Here is a 21,334-nt window from a genome sequence, read left to right as displayed (position 1 = left end):
ATGGACGCAGCGTCGGTTCACGGAAGATTGTAGCGTTGCGCCTGTCTGCTTTGCACCGCATTTCCGTTGCTTCCATAACCCTGGTCCTTTCCCGATAGCTGTCCGTGGAGAGCTGGTCATTATCCCGAAGATGACGTGCGCGCGGGCCCTCTGCTCCGCAACTTCGGCGTAGATGCGCTCCGGATTGACTCAATGCAAAATATAATCATATTATATGATGATTGATCTTGATTATAATCATATAAAGAATATCGCTTCGGGCGATCCATGCAGGAGAGGTGGCGAATGTCAGTGAAGGCTCTGGAGCAGCGTCTCGTCGAATTTCGCGAGCGCGGTTATACGATTTTCGAAGGCGCCTATGATGCAGAGCAGATGCAGGCGTGGAAGGACCGTTACGACGATATGGTTCGGCGCAATACGCCGCCAGGTGCGTCCGAGCCGCGCTTGCGCGTGACCAGCGCGCTGGAGCAGGAGCCCGGCCTGATGTTGCCGGCGGTCAATAATCAGGCGGTGCTCGATTTCGCCGAGCGGGTCATGGGCCCCTTCGCTCAACTCGACAATCTTACCTTCATGGCCTTCCCGTCCGAGTCGAAGGAGCAGGCGGAGGGCAAGGTCAGCTTCTGGCATCGCGACCGCTGGGGCTGGATGCCCGATGGGCCGCAATATATCCGGCCCATCGCTTGTAACGCGATCTGCTACCTGCAGGATCTCACCGATGAATATGGTCCCTTGCGCGTCGTCGAAGGATCGCATCGGCGACCGGTTACCATCGAATCCGATGGGCATCGCACCCTGCCGCATCCGGAAGAAACGGTGCTGAACGTCAAGGCGGGCGACGTGGTCTTCACGCATTGCTCACTGCTGCACACGGGCACGCCGAACACCTCGGGCAAGCCGCGCTATTTCTTCAGTAGCTATTATAATCGCGTGGGTCTGCCGACGCGCGACAATCACAAGGGACCAGCCGTCCAGCGGATCGTCGAAGCGGCGCGTGCGCGCAACGACCGGCGGTTGATGCGGCTTTTCGGTGTCGACGACCTGATCGAAGCGCGCGCGAACAGCCTGTTTCTCAGGCCGGATGAGGAGATGTGGGATCGGTGGATCGCCGAGGACCGCGCCGCGCTGGAGCCGTGAAAGCCGGTCTGCGAACCGCGCGTATGGGAGAGATTCCGCTTCTCTGGGCCGAGCCGGCAGGCGCGGGCCTGCGGCCGCTGGTGCTCTGGCTGCACGCCTTCAGCTGGTCGAAGGAGGATGTCGCGCCGCAACTGCTCGAACTTGCCGCGCGCGGCTTTGTGGCGGTGAGCTGGGATCTGCCGCAGCATGGCGAGCGAGGCGGCGAGACACCCGATGAAATCAGGCGGCGGGTTCGAAGCGACCTGCGCCGCCATTTCTGGCCGATTCTGGCCCAGGCCGCCGAAGAGGTGCCCGCCATCATTGACTGGGCCGCCGCGCATTTCGACTGCGCCGGGGCCGTGGGCATTGGCGGCATCTCGATGGGGGGGGATATTGCGGTCGTGTCGGCCGGGATTGATCGCCGTATCGCGCGAGTCGCGGCGGTTCTGGCTACGCCGGACTGGTTGCGCCCGGGATCGGATGAGCCGCAGGGCGTGGCGGGGGAAGAGCAATGGGCATTATATCGCCGGTTCGATCCGCTGAGCAATCCTGCGCATTATCGTCACTGTCCCGCGATGCTGTTCGTCTGCGGTGCGGACGATCGGCAGGTTCCCCCCGAGGGAGCGGAGGCGTTCGTCGCGATGCTGGGCAATATGCATCCGAACGGTTCGGGGCATATGACGATTGCACGCCAACCTGGAATTGCACACCGTTTCACGCCGTGGATGTGGAGCGAGGCCCTGGCATGGTTCGAGGCCGGCTGCGGTCACAACACCCCGTTGCTCCGCTAGTCCTGCACGCATCGCAATCGATGAGCATTCGGTAGAGCGGCTTGACGTCAAAAATAATTAGGCATATTAAATGATATGTACTGAGATAAACAATATGGTATTATGACTCGCTTCGGCGAGGATTGCGCGGTCTTAAGATAACGATAAATCGGCCGGAATCACGGGCCGGCCAAATGGGAGGAAAGCATGTTGCGTAGAGCACTATTCGTATCCGTGTCCGCAATGGCGATGATGTCGCCGGCGGGCGTGGCGAATGCCCAGGAGCAGGTCGCACCGGCAGCGCCGCCGCAGAGCGAGGCTTCGGGGACGGAGGATCCGGAGATCATTGTCACCGGCGTCTTCAGTGCGACCTCGATTGAACGGGCGCCGATTTCGATCACCGCGGTAACCGAAGATGCGCTCCGGCGTCAGGCGCCGATCAGTTCGGCCGACGCCTTGAAAAGCGTCCCCGGCGTGTTCGTCAACTCGTCGCTGGGTGAAATTCGCAACATCGTCTTTTCGCGTGGGGTGTCCGCACGCTCGCTCGAGGCGGCTGGCGGCTATTTCTACATATCGTTGCAGGAGGACGGCCTGCCCGTCGAGCCGGTGACGGCGACGAACTTCGGTCCCGATTATTTCAGCCGTCTCGATCTGATGAACAATCGCATCGAGGCGCTGCGTGGCGGCACCGCGGTGGTGACGGGGGCGAACGCCCCGGGCGGTATTTTCAACTATATCTCGAAAACGGGGAAATCCGCGCCCGGCACGCAGTTCCAGTTCAAACTCGGTCTCGAGGGCGATGGCAAATCGCCGCTTTACCGCTTCGACGGCTACACTGGCGGGCAGATCGCCGACAGCGACCTCTATTATGCGATCGGCGGCTTTTATCGCGTCAGCGACGGGGCCCGCTATCCCGGTTACAAGCTCAACAAGGGCGGTCAGATCCGCGGCAACCTGCTGTGGGACTATGGCGAAGGATCGCTGACGGTCCGCGCGAAATATCTCAACGATCACAACGGCTGGTTCGAGACGTTGCCCGCGCGCGACTTCAAGGATCCCAAGATTCTCGCGCCTTACACAAATTTGTCGTCGGTGCTTCCGCCCGCGTCGCCGCATAGCTATCCCGAGTTCGGCACGGGCGAATTGCGTGACTGGGATGGGTCAAACCTGGTCAAGAGCACGGCGGTGGCGTTCGACGTCGACTGGCGTCACGACCTGACCGACAACATCCAGATCAGCAATAGCTTCCGCTTCTCGCGCAACAAGGCGCACTGGAACACCGTCGCGGTCAATTTCGCGACGCCGCTGACCGATGCCGACGCTGGTATCCGTACCATTCAGGGCACCAGCGGGATCGACGGCACCTATACCTATCGCCTCCCCGACGGCTCGGTCGCCGCGGTGGTGTCACAGGTGGGCGCGACGCGCACGCTGGTTGTCAATAATCTGCCCAACCAGAACATCCTTGCCGGCGGGATCATGGCGGGTCTCGCCTATCAGCCGGATTTCCGGTCGCAGACATTTCAGGATCAGCTGACGATATCGGGGACCTTCGGGCGCCATCGCCTTTCGCTCGGCGCCTATTTTGACCAATCCACCTTTCATCAGCGTTTCTCAGGCGCCGGCGGCGGCGTCATGACGCTCACGCCGCGACCGGTGCTTTTGAGTACGACGCTGACGCGCCCCGATGGTTCGGTCTATCTCGTCACGGATTCGTCGGGCTGGGCGGGGATCGGGCAAGGCCTTGCCATTCGCGAGAGCGGAACGAAGATGACCGACATCGCGGTCTATGGCGGCGATACCTGGGAAGTGACGGACAAGCTTACCATCGATGTCGGTGGTCGCTATGAAAGCTTGAACTACGACTCATTCACTTATGTGCCCGTGGCGTTCACCGGCAACAAGCTGACGACCGGCGGGCGGGACGGCAACCCGTTGACGCTGTACGACAATGCAACCACGGCGCGCGGGGCGAGGTTGCCGTTCAAGCGCAAGTACGACTATTTCGCCTTCTCGGGTTCGGCCGCCTATCAATTCTCGGGCACGTTCCAGGCCTATGCGCGTTATACCAGCGGTAAAAAGGCGCCGGACTTCGGCATCTTGTCGGGGATTACGACCGCGGCAGCGATTGCCACGATTTTCCCTTCGGCGGAGAAAATCCAGCAGATCGAGATGGGGCTGAAATATCGCGATAATGGCGTGTTCATCCAGGCCTTCCCGTTCTGGAGCAAGAATTCGAACATCGCGGACAATCAGACCTTCACCTACAAGGCCGGGACGCCGAACGCGGGAACAAATTATTCGCCGCCACCGGTATTCGGTCAGGTTGAAACCTATGGCATCGAGATTTCCGGCGATTTCGACGTCACCGACCAGCTGAATCTCCACGCCGATCTGACATTGCAGGATCCGAAGGCGAGCGGGTTCAGCACCTACACCCAAGGCCCCAAGGGCGACGGCTCCGATGACATCGTCAGCACGGTTCCGGCGGGAACGGCGGACAATAATCCGAAGGTCATCGCCCGCGCGACGGCGACCTACCGGCCGGTCGAAGCGGTTTCGCTGTTCGCCACCTATTCCTATCTCGGCAAGCGCGCCGCGAACCGCCGCAATGCCTGGTATTTGCCCGCGTTCAGCACGGTCGACGTCGGTGTTGCATGGGACGTGAGCAACAACTTCAGCGTCCAGGGCAATGTCACCAACCTGTTCAACACCGTCGGCATCATGGGCTGGGCGAAGGGGGGCAGCCTGCTGACCGCCCTCGACCGGCAGACGTTGACGCCGGCACAAGTGCAGGCCGATCCGAACCAGCTGTTTTCGGTCCTGCCGAACCAGCCTCGGGCATTCTATCTCACACTCTCGATGAAGCTCTGAGCGAATGCGCATCTGGCCGCTGGCCCCAAGCCGGTTGCGCGCGAGCGACCGGTAGACGGGCCGCGGATCGGGTGCGCATAGCCGTACGGACGGGGTGGGGAGGAGCAGGCGAATGAATGACGCGAGCGGTCTGGAGCCCAAAACGAGGGGTTTGCTCTCGGGATGGCCGCTCGTCGCCATCCTGATGTTCTTCTACTTCCTGTCGTTCGTCGATCGTGCGTTGATCTCGTTGATGGTCGAACCGATTCAGCGCGATCTCGATTTCTCCGATGTCGAGATGGGCCTGCTGCTCGGGCCCGCTTTCGGTATTTTCTATGCCGCTGCCGGTATCCCTCTCGGCCGGCTGATGGACCGCTATTCCAAGCGCTGGCTGTGCATGGGCGTGGTGGCATTTTGGGGCCTTTCGACCGCGGTCTCGGGCATGGCGACCAGCTTCTCGCTATTCTTTGCCAGCCGGCTTGGGCTTGGCGCCGGGGAAGCGGGCCTGTCGCCCGCCGCCTATTCGCTCATGGCGGAGCAAGTGCCCCGCCGGCGCCTTGCCACCGCCTATTCCTTCTACACCATCGGCGCCTTTGCCGGAGGCGGCCTCGCGATCGTGGGGGGTGGCTGGCTCGTTCACAAGCTGGCGCATGCAGATATGGTCGCAGTGCCGCTGCTGGGACAATTTTATCCTTGGCAGCTGACCTTTCTGCTGGTCGGGGGGCTGACTATCCTGGCCGCGCCGCTGGCGCTTTTGTTGCGCGAGAATCTGCGTCCGGCAGCATCCGAAATGTCTGCGGATGGCGGGCAGGCGCCAGGCCTGTGGGCGTTGATCCGCACCGATCCGCTGTTCTACCTCGGTTACCCTTTCGCGTTTGGATCGGTGAATGTCATCGTGACGGCGTTCCACGTATGGACGCCGACCTTCATGGCACGCACCTATGGCTGGAACATCGAAGAAGTCGGCATCGCTTATGGTGCGACACAAGGGATTGCGGGGGTAATCGGACTGCTTGCGATGGGCTGGCTGGTTGAGCGCCTCTACAATCGCGGCATGACCGATGCGCATGCCAAGGTTCCGGCGATCGGCTTGTGCCTCTCGATCCCGGCGATGATCGCGGGCATATTGTCGGGCAGCCCGACAACCTTCCTGCTCGCCTCGACCCTTTTCTGGGGTGTGACCTATACCTATGCGGGTTATGCGCCGGCCGCGTTACAGCTCGGAACACCGGCGTCTTTGCGGGCCAGTGTCGGTGCGGTCTATGTGACCTTCCTGTCGGTGATGGGCCTGTTTATCGGGCCGACCATGGTCAGTTGGTTCACCGAGGGCGTCTTGCAGGACAAATCCAGGATCGGCCTGTCGCTGGTTTTCGTGATGGTCATATGGACGCCGATCGCGCTTGCTGCTCTTCTTCTGATCGCGAAACGGCTGCGCACCAGACACGCCCGCGACACGCTCTGACAGCGTGCTAGCGTTTCGACTGGCGGCGCGCTTCGCTTCCCTTGGCCGATACGCGGGCTACCGTGCCCTTCGAATAGTCGATCAGCTTGCGCATCGCGACGCGGGCCTCGGTGCCGTTGCGATCGACAATCGCGTCGAGGATCGCCTTATGCATCGCGAGCGAATGTTCGGTGCCGTCGGGATTGTCGGCCCCGATCCGGAAACTAATGACCAGCGCCGATTCCACGACCCGTCCCAGCGATGCAAACAGGTCGTTGCCCGAAGCCTCGATAATGGCGCGGTGGAAGGCGAGATCGGATTCGATGCTGTCGTGCGTGCGTCCCGCTGCGGCCATCGCATCGAAGGCTTCGCCCATGCGGCGGAAGTCGTGAAGTTTGGCGCGCGATGCGGCGAGAAAGGCGGCGGTCGGTTCGACCATATGGCGAAGCTCGTATAATTGCTCGAGGACGGCATCGCGATCCTCCGAGCGGAGCCGCCATTCGAGAATATCCGGGTCTAGAAAGTTCCAATTCTCCCGCGGAAGCACAAAAGTGCCTGCTTTCGGCCGCGCATCGACCAGTCCCTTGGCTGCGAGTACGCGCAAGGCTTCGCGCAGCACAGTGCGGCTGACCCCCAGCCGGGCACAGCATTCCTCCTGCCCCGGCAGAGTTGCCCCGGGCGCGAATTCGCCGGACAATATGGCTTGACCCAGATCCTGGATCACGCGGCCGTGCAGTCCTTTGTTTTCAACAGCTTTCATCGGCTTGTGGTTCGTCCGTTAACATATGAAACACGCGATTTATGGCACATAAATATGATCGAATATATAGTGGGCTGTTTCGGCTCCACTAGTACTGAGCGAGCATCTCGTGATCGAGGCCGGTTACGCGATCGACGCCGGTGAGGCTGAGGGCAACGCGCAGCTCTGCCTCGAACAGCGACAGCATGTGGTGCACAGCCGCCTCGCCGCCGGCGCCGAGCGCATAGGCCCAAGCCCGGCCCAGCAGCACGCAATCGGCACCGAGGCAAAGCAACCGCGCGACGTCCAGTCCAGAGCGAACCCCGCCATCGGCAAGGATCTTCAATTTTCCCGCCACCGCGTCGGCAATTGCGGGAAGCGCTTGTGCGGTCGATGGCACGCCGTCGAGTTGCCGGCCTCCATGGTTCGAGACGATGATCCCGTCGGCGCCGACTGCCGCGGCGGTGCTCGCATCCTCCGGGTCGAGTATCCCCTTGATGACCAGCGGGCCCACCCACTCGCTGCGGATAAAGTCCAGATCGTGCCATGTGACGCCCGGGTCGAAATTGCCTCGCATCCAGCCCAGAAAATCATCGAGGCCGCTCTTTTTGCCAAGCAATGGCGCGACATTGCCAAGGCTGTGCGGCCTGCCGAGCAGTCCGACATCCATTGCCCAGTGCGGACGGCGCAGCGCCTGAAATGCGCGGCGAAGAGTACCTTTCATGCCGGGAGCACCGGCAAGGCCCGACCGGTAGTCGCGATAGCGCGTGCCGGGCACGGGCATATCCACGGTGAAGACGAGCACTGCGCAGCCGTGCGCGCGTGCCTGTGCCAGCAGATCGCGCACGAAGCCGCGATCGCGCATCATGTAGAGCTGGAACCAGAAAGGCGCGCGCGCCGCTGCAGCTACTTCTGCCAGTGAACAGGCCGATACGGTCGACAGGCAGAAAGGAATGCCCGCTGTTTCCGCTGCGGAGATCGCCTGCCGCTCGCCGCGGCGGGCAAGCATGCCGGCGAGACCGATCGGCCCCAGTGCGATGGGCATGGACTGGCGTCGTCCGAAAATCTCGATCCCCAGATCGATGTCGGAAACATCGCGAAGCACGCGCTGGCGCAACGCTATGCGTTGCAGGTCGGCCCGGTTCCGATGGAGCGTGACCTCATCATAGGATCCACCATCGACATATTCGAAAAGGAATTTCGGCAGCCGACGCCGCGCCAGCTCGCGATAGTCGGATATCGATGCTGCGACCCTCATATTCCGGAAACCCTCCTATGCCTTCAATATTGGCTTGACAGTGGACATATAATCATACTTATTATGGGTATCAAAGGGTAATTAATAGAATGAGATTGCGATGACGACCCAAAGTTTCACCCTTGTCGAAGGCCGAAGTCATGCCGGGGCGAACCATTATGATTTTGAAGGCCGGGTGGCTGTCGTCACGGGGGGGGCGCAAGGGATCGGTTTCGGCGTTGCGCAGCGGATCGTCACCGGAGGTGGCTCGGTTGCGCTGTGGGACCGGGATGGCAAGATGCTCGACGATGCCGTCGCGCGGTTCGGGGATAGCGCGCGCGTGCTTTGTCAGCGCGTCGATATAGGCGATCTCGGCGCCGTCGAGGCTGCTGCGCAAGAGGCCGTCGATCATTTCGGCCGGATCGACATATTGATCAACAATGCGGCGCTGGTCGGACCGAATGTTCCGACCTGGGAATATCCGCCCGACGCCTTTCGCGATGTCGTGCATGTGGGCCTGACCGGCGCATTTTACTGCTGCCGCGCGGTGGTGCCGCACATGATGCAGAAGGGATATGGCCGGATCGTCAACGTGAGCTCGATCGCGGGCAAGGAAGGCAATCCGAACGCCGTTGCCTACAGCTCTGCCAAGGCTGGCCTGCTCGCGTTGACCAAATCGCTCGGCAAGGAACTGGCCGGCCATGATATTGCGGTCAACGCGGTGACTCCGGCGTTCGCAAAAACCGCGCTCGCCATGACTCAGTCGCCGCAGCATATTGAATATATTCTTTCGAAGATTCCGCGGGGCCGCATGCTCGATATCGCGGAAGCGACCTCGATGATCTGCTGGCTTGCGACCGAGGAAAACTCGTTCACCACGGCGGCAGTTTTCGATCTTTCCGGTGGCCGGGCGACCTATTGAGGCCATGAATCTGCCGGCAGGCGACACAATCAGAAGGGATAGATATGCGTATTGTAAGGTTCGGTCCGGAAGGGGCGGAGCGATATGGCCTGCTGGACGACGCCGGCGTCGTTCGCGACGCATCGTCGGCCCTCGGTGATGATATCGATGATTTCGGCCAGGTTGTCGAAGCCCTCGGTCGCATAAACCCACGCGACCTGCCTGCCGCGCCCGAAGATGTCCGGCTTGGATGTCCTGTGGCGCGGGTCGGGAAGGTCATTTGCGTCGGGTTGAACTATTCGGATCATGCGGCGGAAACCAGCATGGCGGTGCCGGTCGAGCCGGTCCTGTTCATGAAAGCGAATACGTCGGTTTGCGGCCCGAATGACGATATCCGCATTCCGGTCGACGCCACGAAAGTGGATTGGGAGGTCGAGCTGGGCGTCGTCATCGGCAAACGGACGACGCGTGTGAGCGAAGCGGAGGCACTGGATCATGTCGCCGGATACACGGTGGTCCACGATGTTTCCGAGCGCGGTTTCCAGCTGGAAGGAACCGGGCAATGGCTGAAGGGAAAGAGCCTGGACAGTTTCTGCCCCGTCGGCCCCTGGCTCGTCACGCGTGACGATGCCGGCGATCCGCAGGATCTCGCGATGTATCTCGATGTGAACGGCCAGCGCATGCAGGACGGCTCGACGAAAACGATGGTTTTCAAGGTGGCCTTCCTCGTTTCCTATATCAGCCGCTTCATGACGCTCGAGCCGGGCGATCTGATTTCCACCGGCACGCCGCCGGGTGTGGGCATGGGGAAGCAGCCACCGGTCTATCTGAAGCCGGGCGATCGCGTGACGCTCGGCATCGAGGGGCTCGGCACCCAGCAGCAGGTGGTGCGTCTGACGGATTAGGGGATCGGCCCGCTGCCTCCTTCCTGTCCTCGACGCCTTTTGCATCTTTCCAAGGAACAAACATGAAAATCACAGTGACCGACGCGACCTTTCCATCTCTTACGCACGAGCGCGCGGTTGCGGAGGAGTTCGGTGCCATATTCGTGGAAGCGAAATGCGCGAGCGCTGACGATGTCACCGCGGCGGCGGACGGCACCGACGTGCTGATCGTCCAGTTTGCGCAGGTCACTGCGGATGCGATTGCCAGACTGGCGCCGGGTTCGCTGATCGTCCGCTATGGCATCGGACTCGACAATATCGATCTCGCCGCGGCGGAGGCACATGGTGTGAAGGTCGCCTATGTGCCCGATTATGCCACCGGAGAGGTTGCCGATCATACGGTCGCATTGATCCTCACCATGCTGCGTTCGGTGGTGCCGCTGGACCAGTCCGTGCGCGATGGAAAATGGGACGCGGTAGGGGTTGCCGGCGCGTTGCGGGCCTTTCCTGAAACCATCGTGGGTTTTGTCGGGTTCGGGCGTATCGGGCGGGAGGTGCTCGCTCGCCTCAAGCCGTTCGGTTTCAAGGCTATCGTTGCGGACCCCTTCGCCGATCCGGCGATGTTGACCGGGCTGGGCGTCGAGGCCGTGGATCTCGACACGCTGTTCGACCGCGCGGATGTCGTCACGCTGCATTGTCCCCTCACGCCCGAGACGCGCCATGTGGTGAACGCCGCACGGCTGGCTCGGAAACCGGACCGGGCCGCACTGGTCAATACCGCGCGCGGCGGGCTGATCGATCCGGATGCACTCGCCGATGCACTCGGGTCCGGCCAATTGCGCGCGGCTGCGCTCGACGTGTTCGAGGTCGAACCGCTGCCGCAGGACTCCTCGTTGCGCCATTGCCCGAATCTGATCCTGACCCCGCACGCTGCCTGGTATTCGACCAGCGCGATCGAGCGTCTGCAGGCGCTTGCTGCGGACGAGGTCAGGCGGCATCTCACGGGACAACCGATGCGGCGATCCGCAACCGGCTGAAGTTTTCAATCCATATTCATCCCGATCGAAATACGCCGCGCCGCAGCGACGAGGTGCGGAGCCAATGCCAGCAACTGCTCCTCGCGCAGCCTGTCGGATGCGCCGGTGATCGAAAGGCCGGCAAAGGGTCGGCCGCGCTTGTCGAAGATGGCCGTGCCGATGCTGCTGCTCGCCGCGGGCGGGACGCCGATCGACATCGCAAAGCCGCGCTCGCGTATCTGCGCCAGTTCTTCGGCAAGCTGGCCGGGCGGAATGATTTCGGTCTCCGATTTCCGTCGAAAACGCGGCGTCTGCAGGTAGCGCAGCTGCTCGGCTTCGGGCAGGTGTGCAAGCACGGACTTGCCGCTGCTCGACCAGCTGAGATCCCAGCTCGTTCCAACTGGCAGGAATATATTGACGCTGTTCACGCCGTCGATGCGCTCGATCAATGCGATATTTTCGCCGTCGACAAGCCCCAGGTGAATCGTTTCTCCAGTGGCGTGGCGCAGTGCATCCATCACCGAGAGGGCCGCCATGCGCAGGCCGCTCTTGCGTTCGATCGCCCGGCCACCGACCGCGATCGGCCGCATCGACACCGACCATAAGGGCCGGCTTCCGCCGTCGCGCTCGAGCCAGCCGAAAGCTTCCAGCGCGAGCAGCAGGCGGTGCACCGTCGCCTTGGGCAGGGCGAGGCGACGCGCGATATCGCTCGCGCCGATCGGTTGCCATTCAGCGACTCGCTCGACGAGAAGAAGCGCCAGGCCGACTGGCCGCGAAGGCCCTTTAAGATCGGTCTCGCCCGCCGCGCGCGTCGTTTGCAAGCCTCGTTTTTCTTCGCCCATCGAACTTCCTTGCAACGGTTTCGCGTGGTGCTCCGGAGACAGCGCTACACTCAAATCTGCCAACCTCGAACCGATTTAATGTCTCATTATATGGTACAATGTATTATATAAAGAGACAATATAGATTGACCCGGGACAAAATAGACGGCACCCGAAAGGAACTGCGTGATTCGGACGGGAGATCGGCCGGTTTGCAAGCAGAGTAAGGTCGCGCCGGGAGAGGGCGGGATAGAGGGCCGCAAGCCACATAGTGGCTGACAGGTCGTCGACTTCCCCACCGTCTGTTTTCCGGAAGGACCGAGAGGGCAGGAATTGTCCGTTCGCGCGGACAACGGAGAGGGGACGAACATGACGATTCGACGCAACATGACGCGCGCCGCTGTAACGGGGTTGCTGATGACGGGGAGTTCGGCAGCTCTGGCGCAAGAGAGCGCCGCACAATCTTCGGCCAACGACGAAGGCGGCATCGCCGAAATCGTCGTGACCGCGCAGAAGCGCGAGGAAAATCTTCAGGACACGCCGATTTCGATCGTCGCCTTCGGCTCCGACGCGCTCGAACAGAAAGGCGTCAACTCGCTCAACGACCTTTTCACGGGGGGGATTCCTTCGCTGCGCATCTCGCCCTTTCTAGGCCGGGCCTCGGCGGTTTCGATCGGCATGCGCGGGTTGGTTCCGGTCGATGCAACACAGGTGACGCGCGATCCGACGGTGGGCATCTACATCGACAGTGTCTATGTTGGCCGCGTCTCGGGGCTCGGCATGGAGCTTTCCGATATCGAACGCATCGAGGTGCTGCGCGGTCCGCAGGGTACGCTTTTTGGGCGCAACACGATCGGCGGCGCGGTCAGCGTCGTCACCAAGCGCCCGACCGGCGAATTCGGCGTCGACGTGAAAGCGGGCCTTGGCAACTATGACAGCCGCACCGTTGCGGCGCATGTGAACCTGCCGCGGATCGCCGGGGTCGCGATCAAGCTCGACGGGCTTTACAGTGACCGCGGGGGGTTGGTGCTCAACCCCAATCCCGATTTCCACGACTATTCGGAAATCCGCAAATATGGCTTCAAGGCGACCGCGCTGTGGGAACCGGCGGACAATCTGTCGATCCTCTATTCCTATGACCAGTCGCATGACAAATCGACAAGCAACTACAGCGATATCACCGCGACCGATCAAGCCGCGGCGCTGCGGCCGAGTTTCATTACGCTGCGCGAGGGGCGCGTGCGGACCGCGCGCATCGGCGTGCCGGTGCTACGTAATCCACAGCGTGCGCGCGGGCATTCGTTGATTGCCGAATGGGATGTCGCCGACTCTCTGACGATCCGCTCGATCTCGGCATGGCGCGACCTGACGTCGGTCCAGTGGGACCAGGACACCGGCGGCGTTACCGCTTGGGGCCCAAACCGCCCGTTCGGGCGGCTGAGCTATGCGCTCGTCGACCAGAACCAGTTTAGCCAGGAAGTCCAGTTCGTCGGCGATACGGGCGATTTCAAATATGTCTTTGGCGGCTATTATTTCAACGAGAATGGCGCGGACGAGGCGACCGTCTTCTCGTCGGCCCGGCTGAACGCGACGAACAGCGGGATCACGCTGTTTCCCGAACCCGTACCCGATGCCGGTGCGGCGAATATCCCCGATCGCGCGGCACGCGTGAACGTCAAGTCGAAGGCCTTGTTCGGGCAGGTCACCTGGTCGCCGATGGCGCTGCTCGGCCTGCATGTGACGGTCGGGGCGCGCTACACCGACGATCATAAGGATGGTTTCCTCACCGCCATTCGCGGTGTGAATCCGAACCTCGACTTCGAGTTCAACTCGAGCCGCTTCGATCCAATGGCAACGATCGCCTATGATTTCATGGGCGACGTCAACGCCTATGTGAAGGTCAGTCGCGCCTATCGTGCCGGCGGCGCCAACACGCGTTCGTCGATTCTGCGGCCGTTCGGCGAAGAAGAACTGGTGGCATGGGAGGCCGGTTTGAAGGCCGACCTCTTCGACCGCCGGGCCCGTCTCAATATTGCCGCTTATACGAGCCGCCTTTCGAACCAGCAGGTGGACTTCATCAACCCGGCCTTTGTGTCGAATACCGAGACGGTCAATGCGCCCGAGAAGCGGCGATTGAAGGGCGTCGAGGTCGATCTGACTCTCGCGCCGGTTCGCGACCTGCTTTTCGCCATCAATTATGTCTATACCGACGCGCCCGCGACACCGGTCCGCAACATCTTTTCGGGGATGATCGAACAGGTGGACTCGGCCTTCACGCCGAAACATGCCGTGACGCTCACAGCGGACTACACCTTTCCACGCTTCTCCTTCGGCGAGCTCAGGGTCCATTTCGACGCGAATACGGCCGGCAATTATTTCGCCAACGGCACGGTCGATTACAAGGCAGAGAGCGCTTTCCTGATCAACGGACGCCTCACGCTGGGCGACATCGATGTGGCCGGCGGCACGTTCGACGTCGCGCTGTGGGCGAAGAACCTGACCAACGCCAATTATAATTATTTCGATTTCCGCGTCGCTGGCCGCAACACGACGACGCGTTACAACGACCCGCGCACCTATGGTCTCGAAGCGCGCGTCCGGTTTTGACGATCAGGAGAATATTATGTCCTTCCGCCTGAAGCTGCTCGCCGCCCTCGCGCTGCTCGCACCTGCGAATCCGGCATCGGCCCGCAATATCGTGATCGGCAACGATGATGGTCTTACGGCCAATGTGAAGGCGCTATACGAGGCGCTGAAGTCAGAAGGGCATGATGTTATCGTTGCCGTGCCATGCTCGCAGCAGAGCGGAATGGGCGGAGCGCTCAAGATCATGAAACCGCTGGGCCCGTTGGCGGCAGATTGCGTGAACGGCGCAGCAAAGACTGGTGATCCGGGTGCAGGGGTGATGACCCGACCGGGTCTCGGCAAGGATTTCTATTATGTCGACGGTACGCCCGTCATGGCGATGTTGTATGGCATCGACGTGGTCGCGAACGAGCGCTGGGGGAGGGCGCCCGATCTGGTCCTGTCGGGCCCCAACATCGGTCAGAATTCGGGGAATATCGTTGTCAGTTCGGGAACCGTTAGCAACGTCCAATATGCCATCATGCGGGATATTCCGGCTATCGCATTGAGCGCCGGTGAGAACAGCGCCAGCGGCGCCGATCTTGCCAACCCGCTCTCGACACGCGTCGCCAGCCGGTCGCTGGAACTAATCGACAGTCTGGAGGCGGCGTCACATGGGGGCAGGCTGCTTCCTCCCGGGCTCGCTCTGAACGTGAATTTTCCGGACGCGCCTGAAACGGCAAGCTGGAAATTCGCCCGGATCGGGAACTTCATGCGATATGAATTCAAATTCGTTTCGGATTTGCCCTCGGCAATGGGCAAGCCTCCGGTCGAGGGGCGAGTGCCGCTCCCCGGTCTGTTCGCTACCATTTCGCAAAAGGCGCCGGGCGTCGGGGAAGAGGGGGACGAGGCGGCAGTGGCTCGACATGCGATTTCGGTGAGTGTGCTACAGGTCGCCTACGACGCCGCTGACTCCCAGAGGGCAAAGGTTGAACAGCTTCTGGACGCACTGATCCGCAATTGATCGAAAGCGGCTCGCTTACCCGCGCTGCAGCTTCGTGCCTGTACCGGGCGACGCGTCGAATGGGCGGGGGCCGCCGGTCTGACGGAAACTGTTTTGCCTCGTCCCCGCTTCGTGAAACTAGGGTAGTCCCCGGGTTTGCCGACGCGCCTCAACCTGCGGAAACGGGGGCCAGCATCCCGAACCATGCTACCAATGCAAGGATGGCGAGCCCCGCCGACGCTTCCAGTATGAGGCTGGTGCGCATCGCTGCGACGGCGCGGGCCGGGTCGGCGCTCATGGCACCCGGGTCGACGGCGGCCCGCAAAGCTGGCGTGAGCCGCCAGCGGTTAACTGCGGCGAGGATGAGCATCGCGGCGAACAGAAGCAGCTTCACGGTGAGGAGCTGTCCGTAGGGCGACCCGGCCGATCGCGCAATATTCCCGGCTCCGATGACGATCTGGGCGTTCACCAGTCCGGTCGCTGCGATGACCAGCACGCACAGGGTTCCTACTCGCGTGAACTGGTCGAGGCCGCGTGCGGCAAAGGCCAAGCGTGCCTCGCTCGCCGGCTCAACGGGGCGAAGTAGCAGCAGGAAAGCGGCGATGGCGCCGAGCCAGATCGCGGCGGCGATCATGTGGGCGGCATCGTTCACGCGATGGAGCCAGCCGACCGCGCCTTCGGTCGCGCCGGCGTGGCCGGTCCAGAGCAATGTCACGAGCGCAGTCGAGCCGGCGGCGAAAAGAATCGAGGTGGCGAGCGTCGGGTTACGGCGAAACCGTAAGGTTGCGGTGATCGCAACAAGCAGCGCGGTCATGCGTACGATCCAGGCGATTCCGGTGTCGGTCTCGCGAACGATGGACAGAAACATTTCGTGATCGATTGCGAAGACGTTGACCCCCTGCATGGTGACGATGAGCACGACCATGCCGACGAAGGACAAGAGCAGGGCGAAGGCGCACAGCCACGGCTGGGGCTGATGCAAAAGCGATCCCGGCTCGCGATTGCTCCGCTCGGCCGGCCGGAGGGCATAAAGCGGAAAAGCGGCGAGCCCCGTGATGAGCATCAGGCTTGCGAAAAGCGCGAACCTGATGCTCATCAGCAAGACGTCGGTCATCGCCTTATTTCACGGTGAAGCTGAATTCGCTTCCCATGCGATGCGTATCTGCGCCTGCGGCGGACCATTTGACCTTATAACTGCCAGGTACGAGTGCGCGCTTGGCCGAGAGCGTCATCGACTTGCCGTCCTTGCCCATCATCGGCGTCACGGGAATTTTCATCGGCGCATGATTGGCCATGCCAGGCATTCCGGTCATCACCAGTTCGACCTTCATCGTCGAGGCGATGACCTTCTCGTTGAACCGCAGGCTGACAGAGGTCACCTTCGAGACGGTCGCGTTCGCAGCGGGGGTCGAGCCGACAAGCTTCGTGTGTGCGCCCGCCGCAGTTGGCGCAAGAAGCAGCGCGAGGGCCGCAGTGGCAACCGGGAGAATGGACTTGATCATAAATGCTCCAAATTTTGGTCTGTCCTGCTAATACGCAAGGCAGTGGCCAAGCCCTCGGAAAATCAGCACGGAGTTGTTGAATTATTTCTGAGGGATGATGTGACCGTGCGCGTATGATCTAGGTGAAGGACTGGCGAGAAAGCCTGATGGACGAATTGCGGATTTTGAATGAAGCCGAATTGCCGGCCGCGCTGGATGCGCTCGACGAGCGGATTCTCATTGCGCTTTCGGGACGCCAACGCGAGTCGTCAGCGACGCGGCGGATGATGGCGCTTGCGGCTTTCGTTTCGCTAGGCGGCGGCTTTGTCGTCGGTAGCGTCATGGTTCCGCCCGCTGTGGCCGCGAGTCCGATCACGCCGCTTATCCCGGCCAGCCCTCTAGCCCCCTCAACCTCGCTGGATTCACGTTGATGACCTCGTCGCGTCGCTTTCTTCTCTTTGGTCTGGTCGCTTTCCTTGCGGCGCTCGCTGGCGTGCTTGCCGGACGCTTCGTAGTCGAGGCGCCGCGCGCCAGCGAGACCGAACTGCACGCGCTTCTCCACAGCCAGTTGAAGCTCTCGGCCGCGCAGCAAGCGAAAATTGACCAGATCGAGACGAAATTCGCAGCCCGCCGCGATGCACTCGAACTCGATATGCGCGCCGCCAATATCAGGCTCGCTCAAGCGATCGAGGCGGAGCATGGCTATGGCCCGCGCGTCACCGAGGCGATCGACGAGACTCACCGGGTGATGGGAGAGCTGCAGAAGGAGACGCTCCAGCATCTGTTCGCGATGCGTGTCGTTCTGGATCGCGAGCAGGCGGCGATGTTCGACAAGAGCGTGGTCAAGGCGCTGACCGCCGATGCGCGGTGAGCCTCGATCTTTCGCAATGTAGCGACCGCGAGCTCGCCGCACTTGCCCATGCCGGACAGCAGCAGGCCCATCGGGAATTGCTGCGGCGCTACAAGGCGCCGGTCTTTCGCCTGATCCGCAACAATATCGGCGATCCCGACGAGGCCATGGACCTGACGCAGGAGGCCTTTGTCGCGGGCTTTGCGGCGCTCGGCCGCTACGATGCCGACCGGCCGTTTCGGATCTGGATTGCGCGTATCGCGCTCAACAAGTGCCGCGACTGGGCGCGGCGCCGCGCGGTTCGGTCCTTTTTTTCCCGGGCCCTGCCGCTCGACAGCGCCCATGATGTCGCAAGCGACGGGCCGGCTCCCGACGCAGAGGCAGCGGACCGCGCCGAGCTGGCCCGCGTCCGTGCCGCCATGTCCCGCCTGGCGCCGAATCTGCGCGAGGTTCTTGTTCTTCGCGGTATCGAGGAGCTCAGCCAGGCGGAAACCGCCGAACTGCTCCAGACAAGCGAAAAGACGGTCGAGACGCGGCTCTATCGTGCGCGCGCGAAATTGAGGGCTTTGCTGGGCGAAGCGTCGGCGCGCGCGGGCGGCTGATGTAGCATGGCAGAGACAGTTTTTTAGCTTGAGACGGTGAGGGGCGCGTAGGCGTGCCGCGTATGACTATAGAGATAAGGCAGAATTCGGGAATTTTATGCAGATAGACAGGCGTCGTTTCGTGAGTGGAGCATTGGGCGGGGGAGCGGTGGCCGCGCTGGCACCCTGGTTTCCCGCTTGGGCGCAGCCCGTTTCACCGGGTATTGTCGCGCCGCTTCCGACCGTCTCGGGCAATGACATCACGCTGCGCATCGCGCGCCAGACGATGCGCGTAGACGGCAAGATCAGTCGCGCGATCGGCATCAACGGCACCGTCCCGGCGCCGCTCGTTCGCCTGAAGGAAGGTCAGACGGCTAAGCTCACTGTTGTCAACGATCTGGATGAGGACAGCTCAATCCATTGGCACGGGTTGATCCTGCCGTTCCATATGGACGGCGTTCCGGGCGTCAGCTTTCCCGGCATCAAGCCGCGGTCGAAATTCGTCTATGAATTTCCGGTCGTCCAGTCGGGGACCTATTGGTATCACAGCCATTCGGGGCTTCAGGAACAGATCGGCCATTATGGCCCGATCGTCATCGATCCCGCCGGCCCCGATCCCGTCGCGCACGACCGCGAACATGTCATCGTGCTGTCGGACCATAGCCGGATCTCGCCCGAGGAAATTTTCCGCAAGCTGAAGGTTAATCCCGGCCATTTCAACATGCAACGCCAGACGCTCGGCGGGTTGCTCGCGGGCAAGGATCAACCGCTCAAGGACCGCGTCGAATGGGGCGCGATGCGTATGGATCCGACCGACGTCGCCGACGTCAACGGGTCTACCTATACCTTCCTCGTCAACGGCTATGGTCCGCGCGACAATTGGACCGCGCTGTTCACCCCGGGCGAGCGCGTCCGCCTGCGCATCATCAACGCGTCGGCGATGTCGATCTTCAACGTCCGGATTCCGGGGCTGCGGATGGCCGTGGTTCAGTCCGACGGGCTGAACGTCGTGCCGGTCGAAATCGACGAGTTCCAGATCGGCGTCGCCGAAACCTATGACGTCATCGTCACCCCGACCGACGACCGCGCTTACACCTTTGTCGCCGAGGTCAACGACCGCTCGGGCATGGCGCGCGCGACACTGGCGCCGCGCGCCGGGATGGCGGCCGAGGTTCCGGCGCTGCGCAAGCGTCCGCTCGCGACGATGACCGACATGGGTATGGGCGCGATGGCAGGCGGCGCGGTGGGCGACGCTACGTGTGCGCCCGAACATGCGGCGATGGGACATTGCACCCCCGCTGCCGATGCCGGAGCGGGCGATCATGCAGCAATGGGACACGGAGCCGCTGCTGGCGGCGCCATGAACCACAGTATGCGCGACTTCAGCGTCGCGCCGCAGGTCAAGCGTGATCCCAGCGTCCAGTCGATTTCGCCGATGCCGATCAACCGGATGGGCGAGCCGGGACAGGGGCTGGAGGATGTCGGGCACAAGGTGCTGACCTATCACGACCTGAAATCGCTCGATCGCAACCCCGATGTCCGCGCGCCCGAACGCTCGCTCGACATCCATCTGACGGGCAATATGGAACGTTTCATGTGGTCGTTCGACGGCGTGAAGATGTCCGATCATCACGAGCCGATCCCGTTCCTCGAAGGCGAGCGGGTGCGCGTCAATCTGATCAACGATTCGATGATGGTTCACCCCATCCATCTGCACGGCCATTTCTTTGAGCTGGTGACGGGCAAGGGCGATCATTCGCCGCGCAAGCACACGGTGATCGTCCAGCCGGGCGGCATCGCGACCTTCGACTTCACCGCCGATGCGCTCGGCGACTGGGCGTTCCATTGCCATCTCCTCTATCATATGCACGCGGGGATGATGCGCGTTGTCAGCGTCCGTCCGCGCGGAGACGCCGCATGAGCCGCGCGTGGACCCTGCTCGCCGGACTGTCGGCGATCGCCTTCGCAGTCCCCGCCGCGGCGCAGTCGGCGCATGAGGGGCATCCGCCGCGGAAGCCTGTTGTCGATGTCGGTTGTACGCCCGAGCATGCCGCGATGGGGCATTGCATCCTTGAGGGCGAGGGCACCACGACCAGCGCGCATGGCGAGCAGATGCCCACACCGGCTGAGGGTGATACCGGCTGCACTCCCGAACATGCGGCGATGGGCCATTGCACGCTGAAGGACGATCCCGCCCCCGCTGCGCATGGCGATCATACGCCTGCGCCGGTGGCAAGCGACCCCGACTGCGCGCCCGAGCATGCCGCCATGGGGCATTGCACCCCCAAGGCGGCGGCCCCGGCACCCGGCGCGGTCGGCACCGATCTGCCCGCGGGCGATGCGCCCGCGCCCGCGCCGCCGAGCGACTGGTACGCCGACCGCATTTTCCCCAAGGCCGAAATGGATCATGCGCGCCACGCGATGATGGTCGAAAGCGGCGGCCTGTTGGTCGGCTACACCAGCCTCGACCTCGAATATCAGTCGCGCAAGGGGCATGACGGTTTCAGCTGGGATGGCGAAGTCTGGTACGGCGGCGACATCAACCGGCTAACGATCAAAAGCGAGGGCGAAGGTGCCTTTGGCGAGGGGCTGGAGGGCACCGAGACGCAGTTGCTCTACAGCCGCGCGATCGGTCCCTATTTCAACGCGCAGGCCGGTATCCGCCAGGATTTCGGACCGGGTGCCGACCGGACCTATGCCACGATCGGCTTCGAGGGGTTAGCGCCTTACTGGTTCGAGGTCGAGGGTGCCCTGTTTTTGTCGGACAAGGGGGACGTGCTTGGTCGCATCGAAGGCTATTACGACCAGCGCATCACGCAGAAGCTGATCCTTCAGCCGATGGCCGAACTTAACCTCTCGGCTCAGGATATTCGCGAGAGCGGGATCGGCGCCGGTTTGTCCGACGTCGCACTCGGGCTTCGTCTGCGTTACGAGATCGTCAGGGAGTTCGCGCCCTATGTCGGGGTCGAATGGGCGCGCAAGGTCGGCGATACAGCGCGCTTTGCAAGGGCTTCGGGCGAGGGCGCGAGCAGCGTCAGTCTGGTCGCCGGGGTGCGGGTCTGGTTCTAGTTTCAGGAAG

20 protein-coding genes are annotated in these 21,334 nt (G+C 62.3%); 14 read left to right on the top strand and 6 right to left on the bottom strand.

The window, feature by feature from the left end:
* The first annotated feature begins 285 nt into the window (after window positions 1–285).
* From AC07NV_RS02530 to AC07NV_RS02515, 4 genes are all read left to right on the top strand, one after another.
* Window positions 286–1,134 carry a phytanoyl-CoA dioxygenase family protein gene (locus AC07NV_RS02530; RefSeq protein ID WP_495164764.1) on the top strand — a complete coding sequence of 283 codons (849 nt, stop codon included), beginning with the start codon at window positions 286–288 and terminating at the stop codon, window positions 1,132–1,134.
* The gene (locus tag AC07NV_RS02525) at window positions 1,131–1,904 is read left to right on the top strand and encodes an alpha/beta hydrolase family protein (protein ID WP_495164763.1); all 774 of its coding nucleotides are present in this window, start codon (window positions 1,131–1,133) and stop codon (window positions 1,902–1,904) included. Before AC07NV_RS02530 ends, AC07NV_RS02525 begins: the two co-directional genes overlap by 4 nt.
* Window positions 1,905–2,126: 222 nt before the next feature.
* Window positions 2,127–4,757: a TonB-dependent receptor gene (locus tag AC07NV_RS02520; protein ID WP_495164762.1), complete on the top strand. Its 2,631-nt coding sequence runs from the start codon at window positions 2,127–2,129 to the stop codon at window positions 4,755–4,757.
* A gap of 112 nt (window positions 4,758–4,869) precedes the next feature.
* Window positions 4,870–6,198, top strand: a complete 1,329-nt coding sequence (locus AC07NV_RS02515) for an MFS transporter (protein WP_495164761.1) — start codon at window positions 4,870–4,872, stop codon at window positions 6,196–6,198.
* 7 nt (window positions 6,199–6,205) lie between these two features.
* Here AC07NV_RS02515 and AC07NV_RS02510 read toward each other — a convergent pair whose 3' ends face one another.
* Complete coding sequence (locus tag AC07NV_RS02510; RefSeq protein ID WP_495164760.1) at window positions 6,206–6,937, bottom strand: FadR/GntR family transcriptional regulator; 732 nt, start codon at window positions 6,935–6,937, stop codon at window positions 6,206–6,208.
* An 88-nt stretch (window positions 6,938–7,025) separates the two neighbouring features.
* Entirely contained in the window at window positions 7,026–8,174 is a 1,149-nt protein-coding gene (gene lldD, locus AC07NV_RS02505; RefSeq protein ID WP_495164759.1) for an FMN-dependent L-lactate dehydrogenase LldD, read from the bottom strand.
* Window positions 8,175–8,274: 100 nt separating this feature from the next.
* On the opposite strand from lldD, the gene AC07NV_RS02500 reads away from it, so the two are divergent.
* Window positions 8,275–9,075 (top strand): SDR family NAD(P)-dependent oxidoreductase, encoded by an 801-nt coding sequence (locus tag AC07NV_RS02500; protein WP_495164758.1) that lies wholly within the window; start codon window positions 8,275–8,277, stop codon window positions 9,073–9,075.
* A 29-nt stretch (window positions 9,076–9,104) separates the two neighbouring features.
* Here the strand turns inward: AC07NV_RS02500 and AC07NV_RS02495 are convergent, their stop codons facing one another.
* The gene (locus AC07NV_RS02495) at window positions 9,105–9,362 is read right to left on the bottom strand and encodes a hypothetical protein (protein WP_495164757.1); all 258 of its coding nucleotides are present in this window, start codon (window positions 9,360–9,362) and stop codon (window positions 9,105–9,107) included.
* Window positions 9,363–9,377: 15 nt separating this feature from the next.
* On the opposite strand from AC07NV_RS02495, the gene AC07NV_RS02490 reads away from it, so the two are divergent.
* Complete coding sequence (locus AC07NV_RS02490) at window positions 9,378–9,959, top strand: fumarylacetoacetate hydrolase family protein (protein WP_495164756.1); 582 nt, start codon at window positions 9,378–9,380, stop codon at window positions 9,957–9,959.
* Window positions 9,960–10,021: 62 nt separating this feature from the next.
* Window positions 10,022–10,975, top strand: coding sequence for a C-terminal binding protein (locus tag AC07NV_RS02485; RefSeq protein ID WP_495164755.1), 954 nt, complete (start codon window positions 10,022–10,024; stop codon window positions 10,973–10,975).
* Between the two features lie 5 nt (window positions 10,976–10,980).
* On the opposite strand, the gene AC07NV_RS02480 is transcribed toward AC07NV_RS02485, so the two are convergent.
* A complete protein-coding gene (locus AC07NV_RS02480; protein ID WP_495164754.1) occupies window positions 10,981–11,775 on the bottom strand; it encodes an IclR family transcriptional regulator in 795 nt (264 codons plus the stop codon).
* Window positions 11,776–12,144: 369 nt separating this feature from the next.
* Here AC07NV_RS02480 and AC07NV_RS02475 point away from each other — a divergent pair, with 369 nt between their 5' ends.
* Both AC07NV_RS02475 and AC07NV_RS02470 read left to right on the top strand, forming a co-directional pair.
* Window positions 12,145–14,382 (top strand): TonB-dependent receptor, encoded by a 2,238-nt coding sequence (locus tag AC07NV_RS02475; protein ID WP_495164753.1) that lies wholly within the window; start codon window positions 12,145–12,147, stop codon window positions 14,380–14,382.
* A gap of 16 nt (window positions 14,383–14,398) precedes the next feature.
* Entirely contained in the window at window positions 14,399–15,364 is a 966-nt protein-coding gene (locus AC07NV_RS02470; RefSeq protein ID WP_495164752.1) for a 5'/3'-nucleotidase SurE, read from the top strand.
* A gap of 148 nt (window positions 15,365–15,512) precedes the next feature.
* On the opposite strand, the gene copD is transcribed toward AC07NV_RS02470, so the two are convergent.
* Both copD and copC read right to left on the bottom strand, forming a co-directional pair.
* On the bottom strand, window positions 15,513–16,457 hold the full coding sequence (gene copD, locus AC07NV_RS02465) for a copper homeostasis membrane protein CopD (RefSeq protein ID WP_495164751.1): 945 nt from the start codon (window positions 16,455–16,457) through the stop codon (window positions 15,513–15,515).
* Between the two features lie 4 nt (window positions 16,458–16,461).
* A complete protein-coding gene (gene copC, locus AC07NV_RS02460; RefSeq protein WP_495164750.1) occupies window positions 16,462–16,845 on the bottom strand; it encodes a copper homeostasis periplasmic binding protein CopC in 384 nt (127 codons plus the stop codon).
* A 146-nt stretch (window positions 16,846–16,991) separates the two neighbouring features.
* Here copC and AC07NV_RS02455 point away from each other — a divergent pair, with 146 nt between their 5' ends.
* The 5 genes from AC07NV_RS02455 (at window position 16,992) to AC07NV_RS02435 (ending at window position 21,324) form a co-directional block, all read left to right on the top strand.
* Window positions 16,992–17,255 carry a hypothetical protein gene (locus AC07NV_RS02455; protein WP_495164749.1) on the top strand — a complete coding sequence of 88 codons (264 nt, stop codon included), beginning with the start codon at window positions 16,992–16,994 and terminating at the stop codon, window positions 17,253–17,255.
* On the top strand, window positions 17,255–17,695 hold the full coding sequence (locus AC07NV_RS02450) for a periplasmic heavy metal sensor (RefSeq protein ID WP_495164748.1): 441 nt from the start codon (window positions 17,255–17,257) through the stop codon (window positions 17,693–17,695). Before AC07NV_RS02455 ends, AC07NV_RS02450 begins: the two co-directional genes overlap by 1 nt.
* Complete coding sequence (locus AC07NV_RS02445) at window positions 17,692–18,276, top strand: RNA polymerase sigma factor (RefSeq protein WP_495164747.1); 585 nt, start codon at window positions 17,692–17,694, stop codon at window positions 18,274–18,276. Before AC07NV_RS02450 ends, AC07NV_RS02445 begins: the two co-directional genes overlap by 4 nt.
* A 97-nt stretch (window positions 18,277–18,373) precedes the next feature.
* A complete protein-coding gene (locus AC07NV_RS02440) occupies window positions 18,374–20,176 on the top strand; it encodes a copper resistance system multicopper oxidase (RefSeq protein ID WP_495164746.1) in 1,803 nt (600 codons plus the stop codon).
* On the top strand, window positions 20,173–21,324 hold the full coding sequence (locus tag AC07NV_RS02435) for a copper resistance protein B (protein WP_495164745.1): 1,152 nt from the start codon (window positions 20,173–20,175) through the stop codon (window positions 21,322–21,324). Before AC07NV_RS02440 ends, AC07NV_RS02435 begins: the two co-directional genes overlap by 4 nt.
* The last annotated feature ends 10 nt before the right edge of the window (window positions 21,325–21,334 follow it).

Source organism: Sphingopyxis sp. GW821-FHT10B01, from assembly GCF_059415685.1.
The sequence above is the reverse complement of the archived record's forward strand: the minus strand, read 5'-3'. Positions and strand labels throughout refer to the sequence as shown.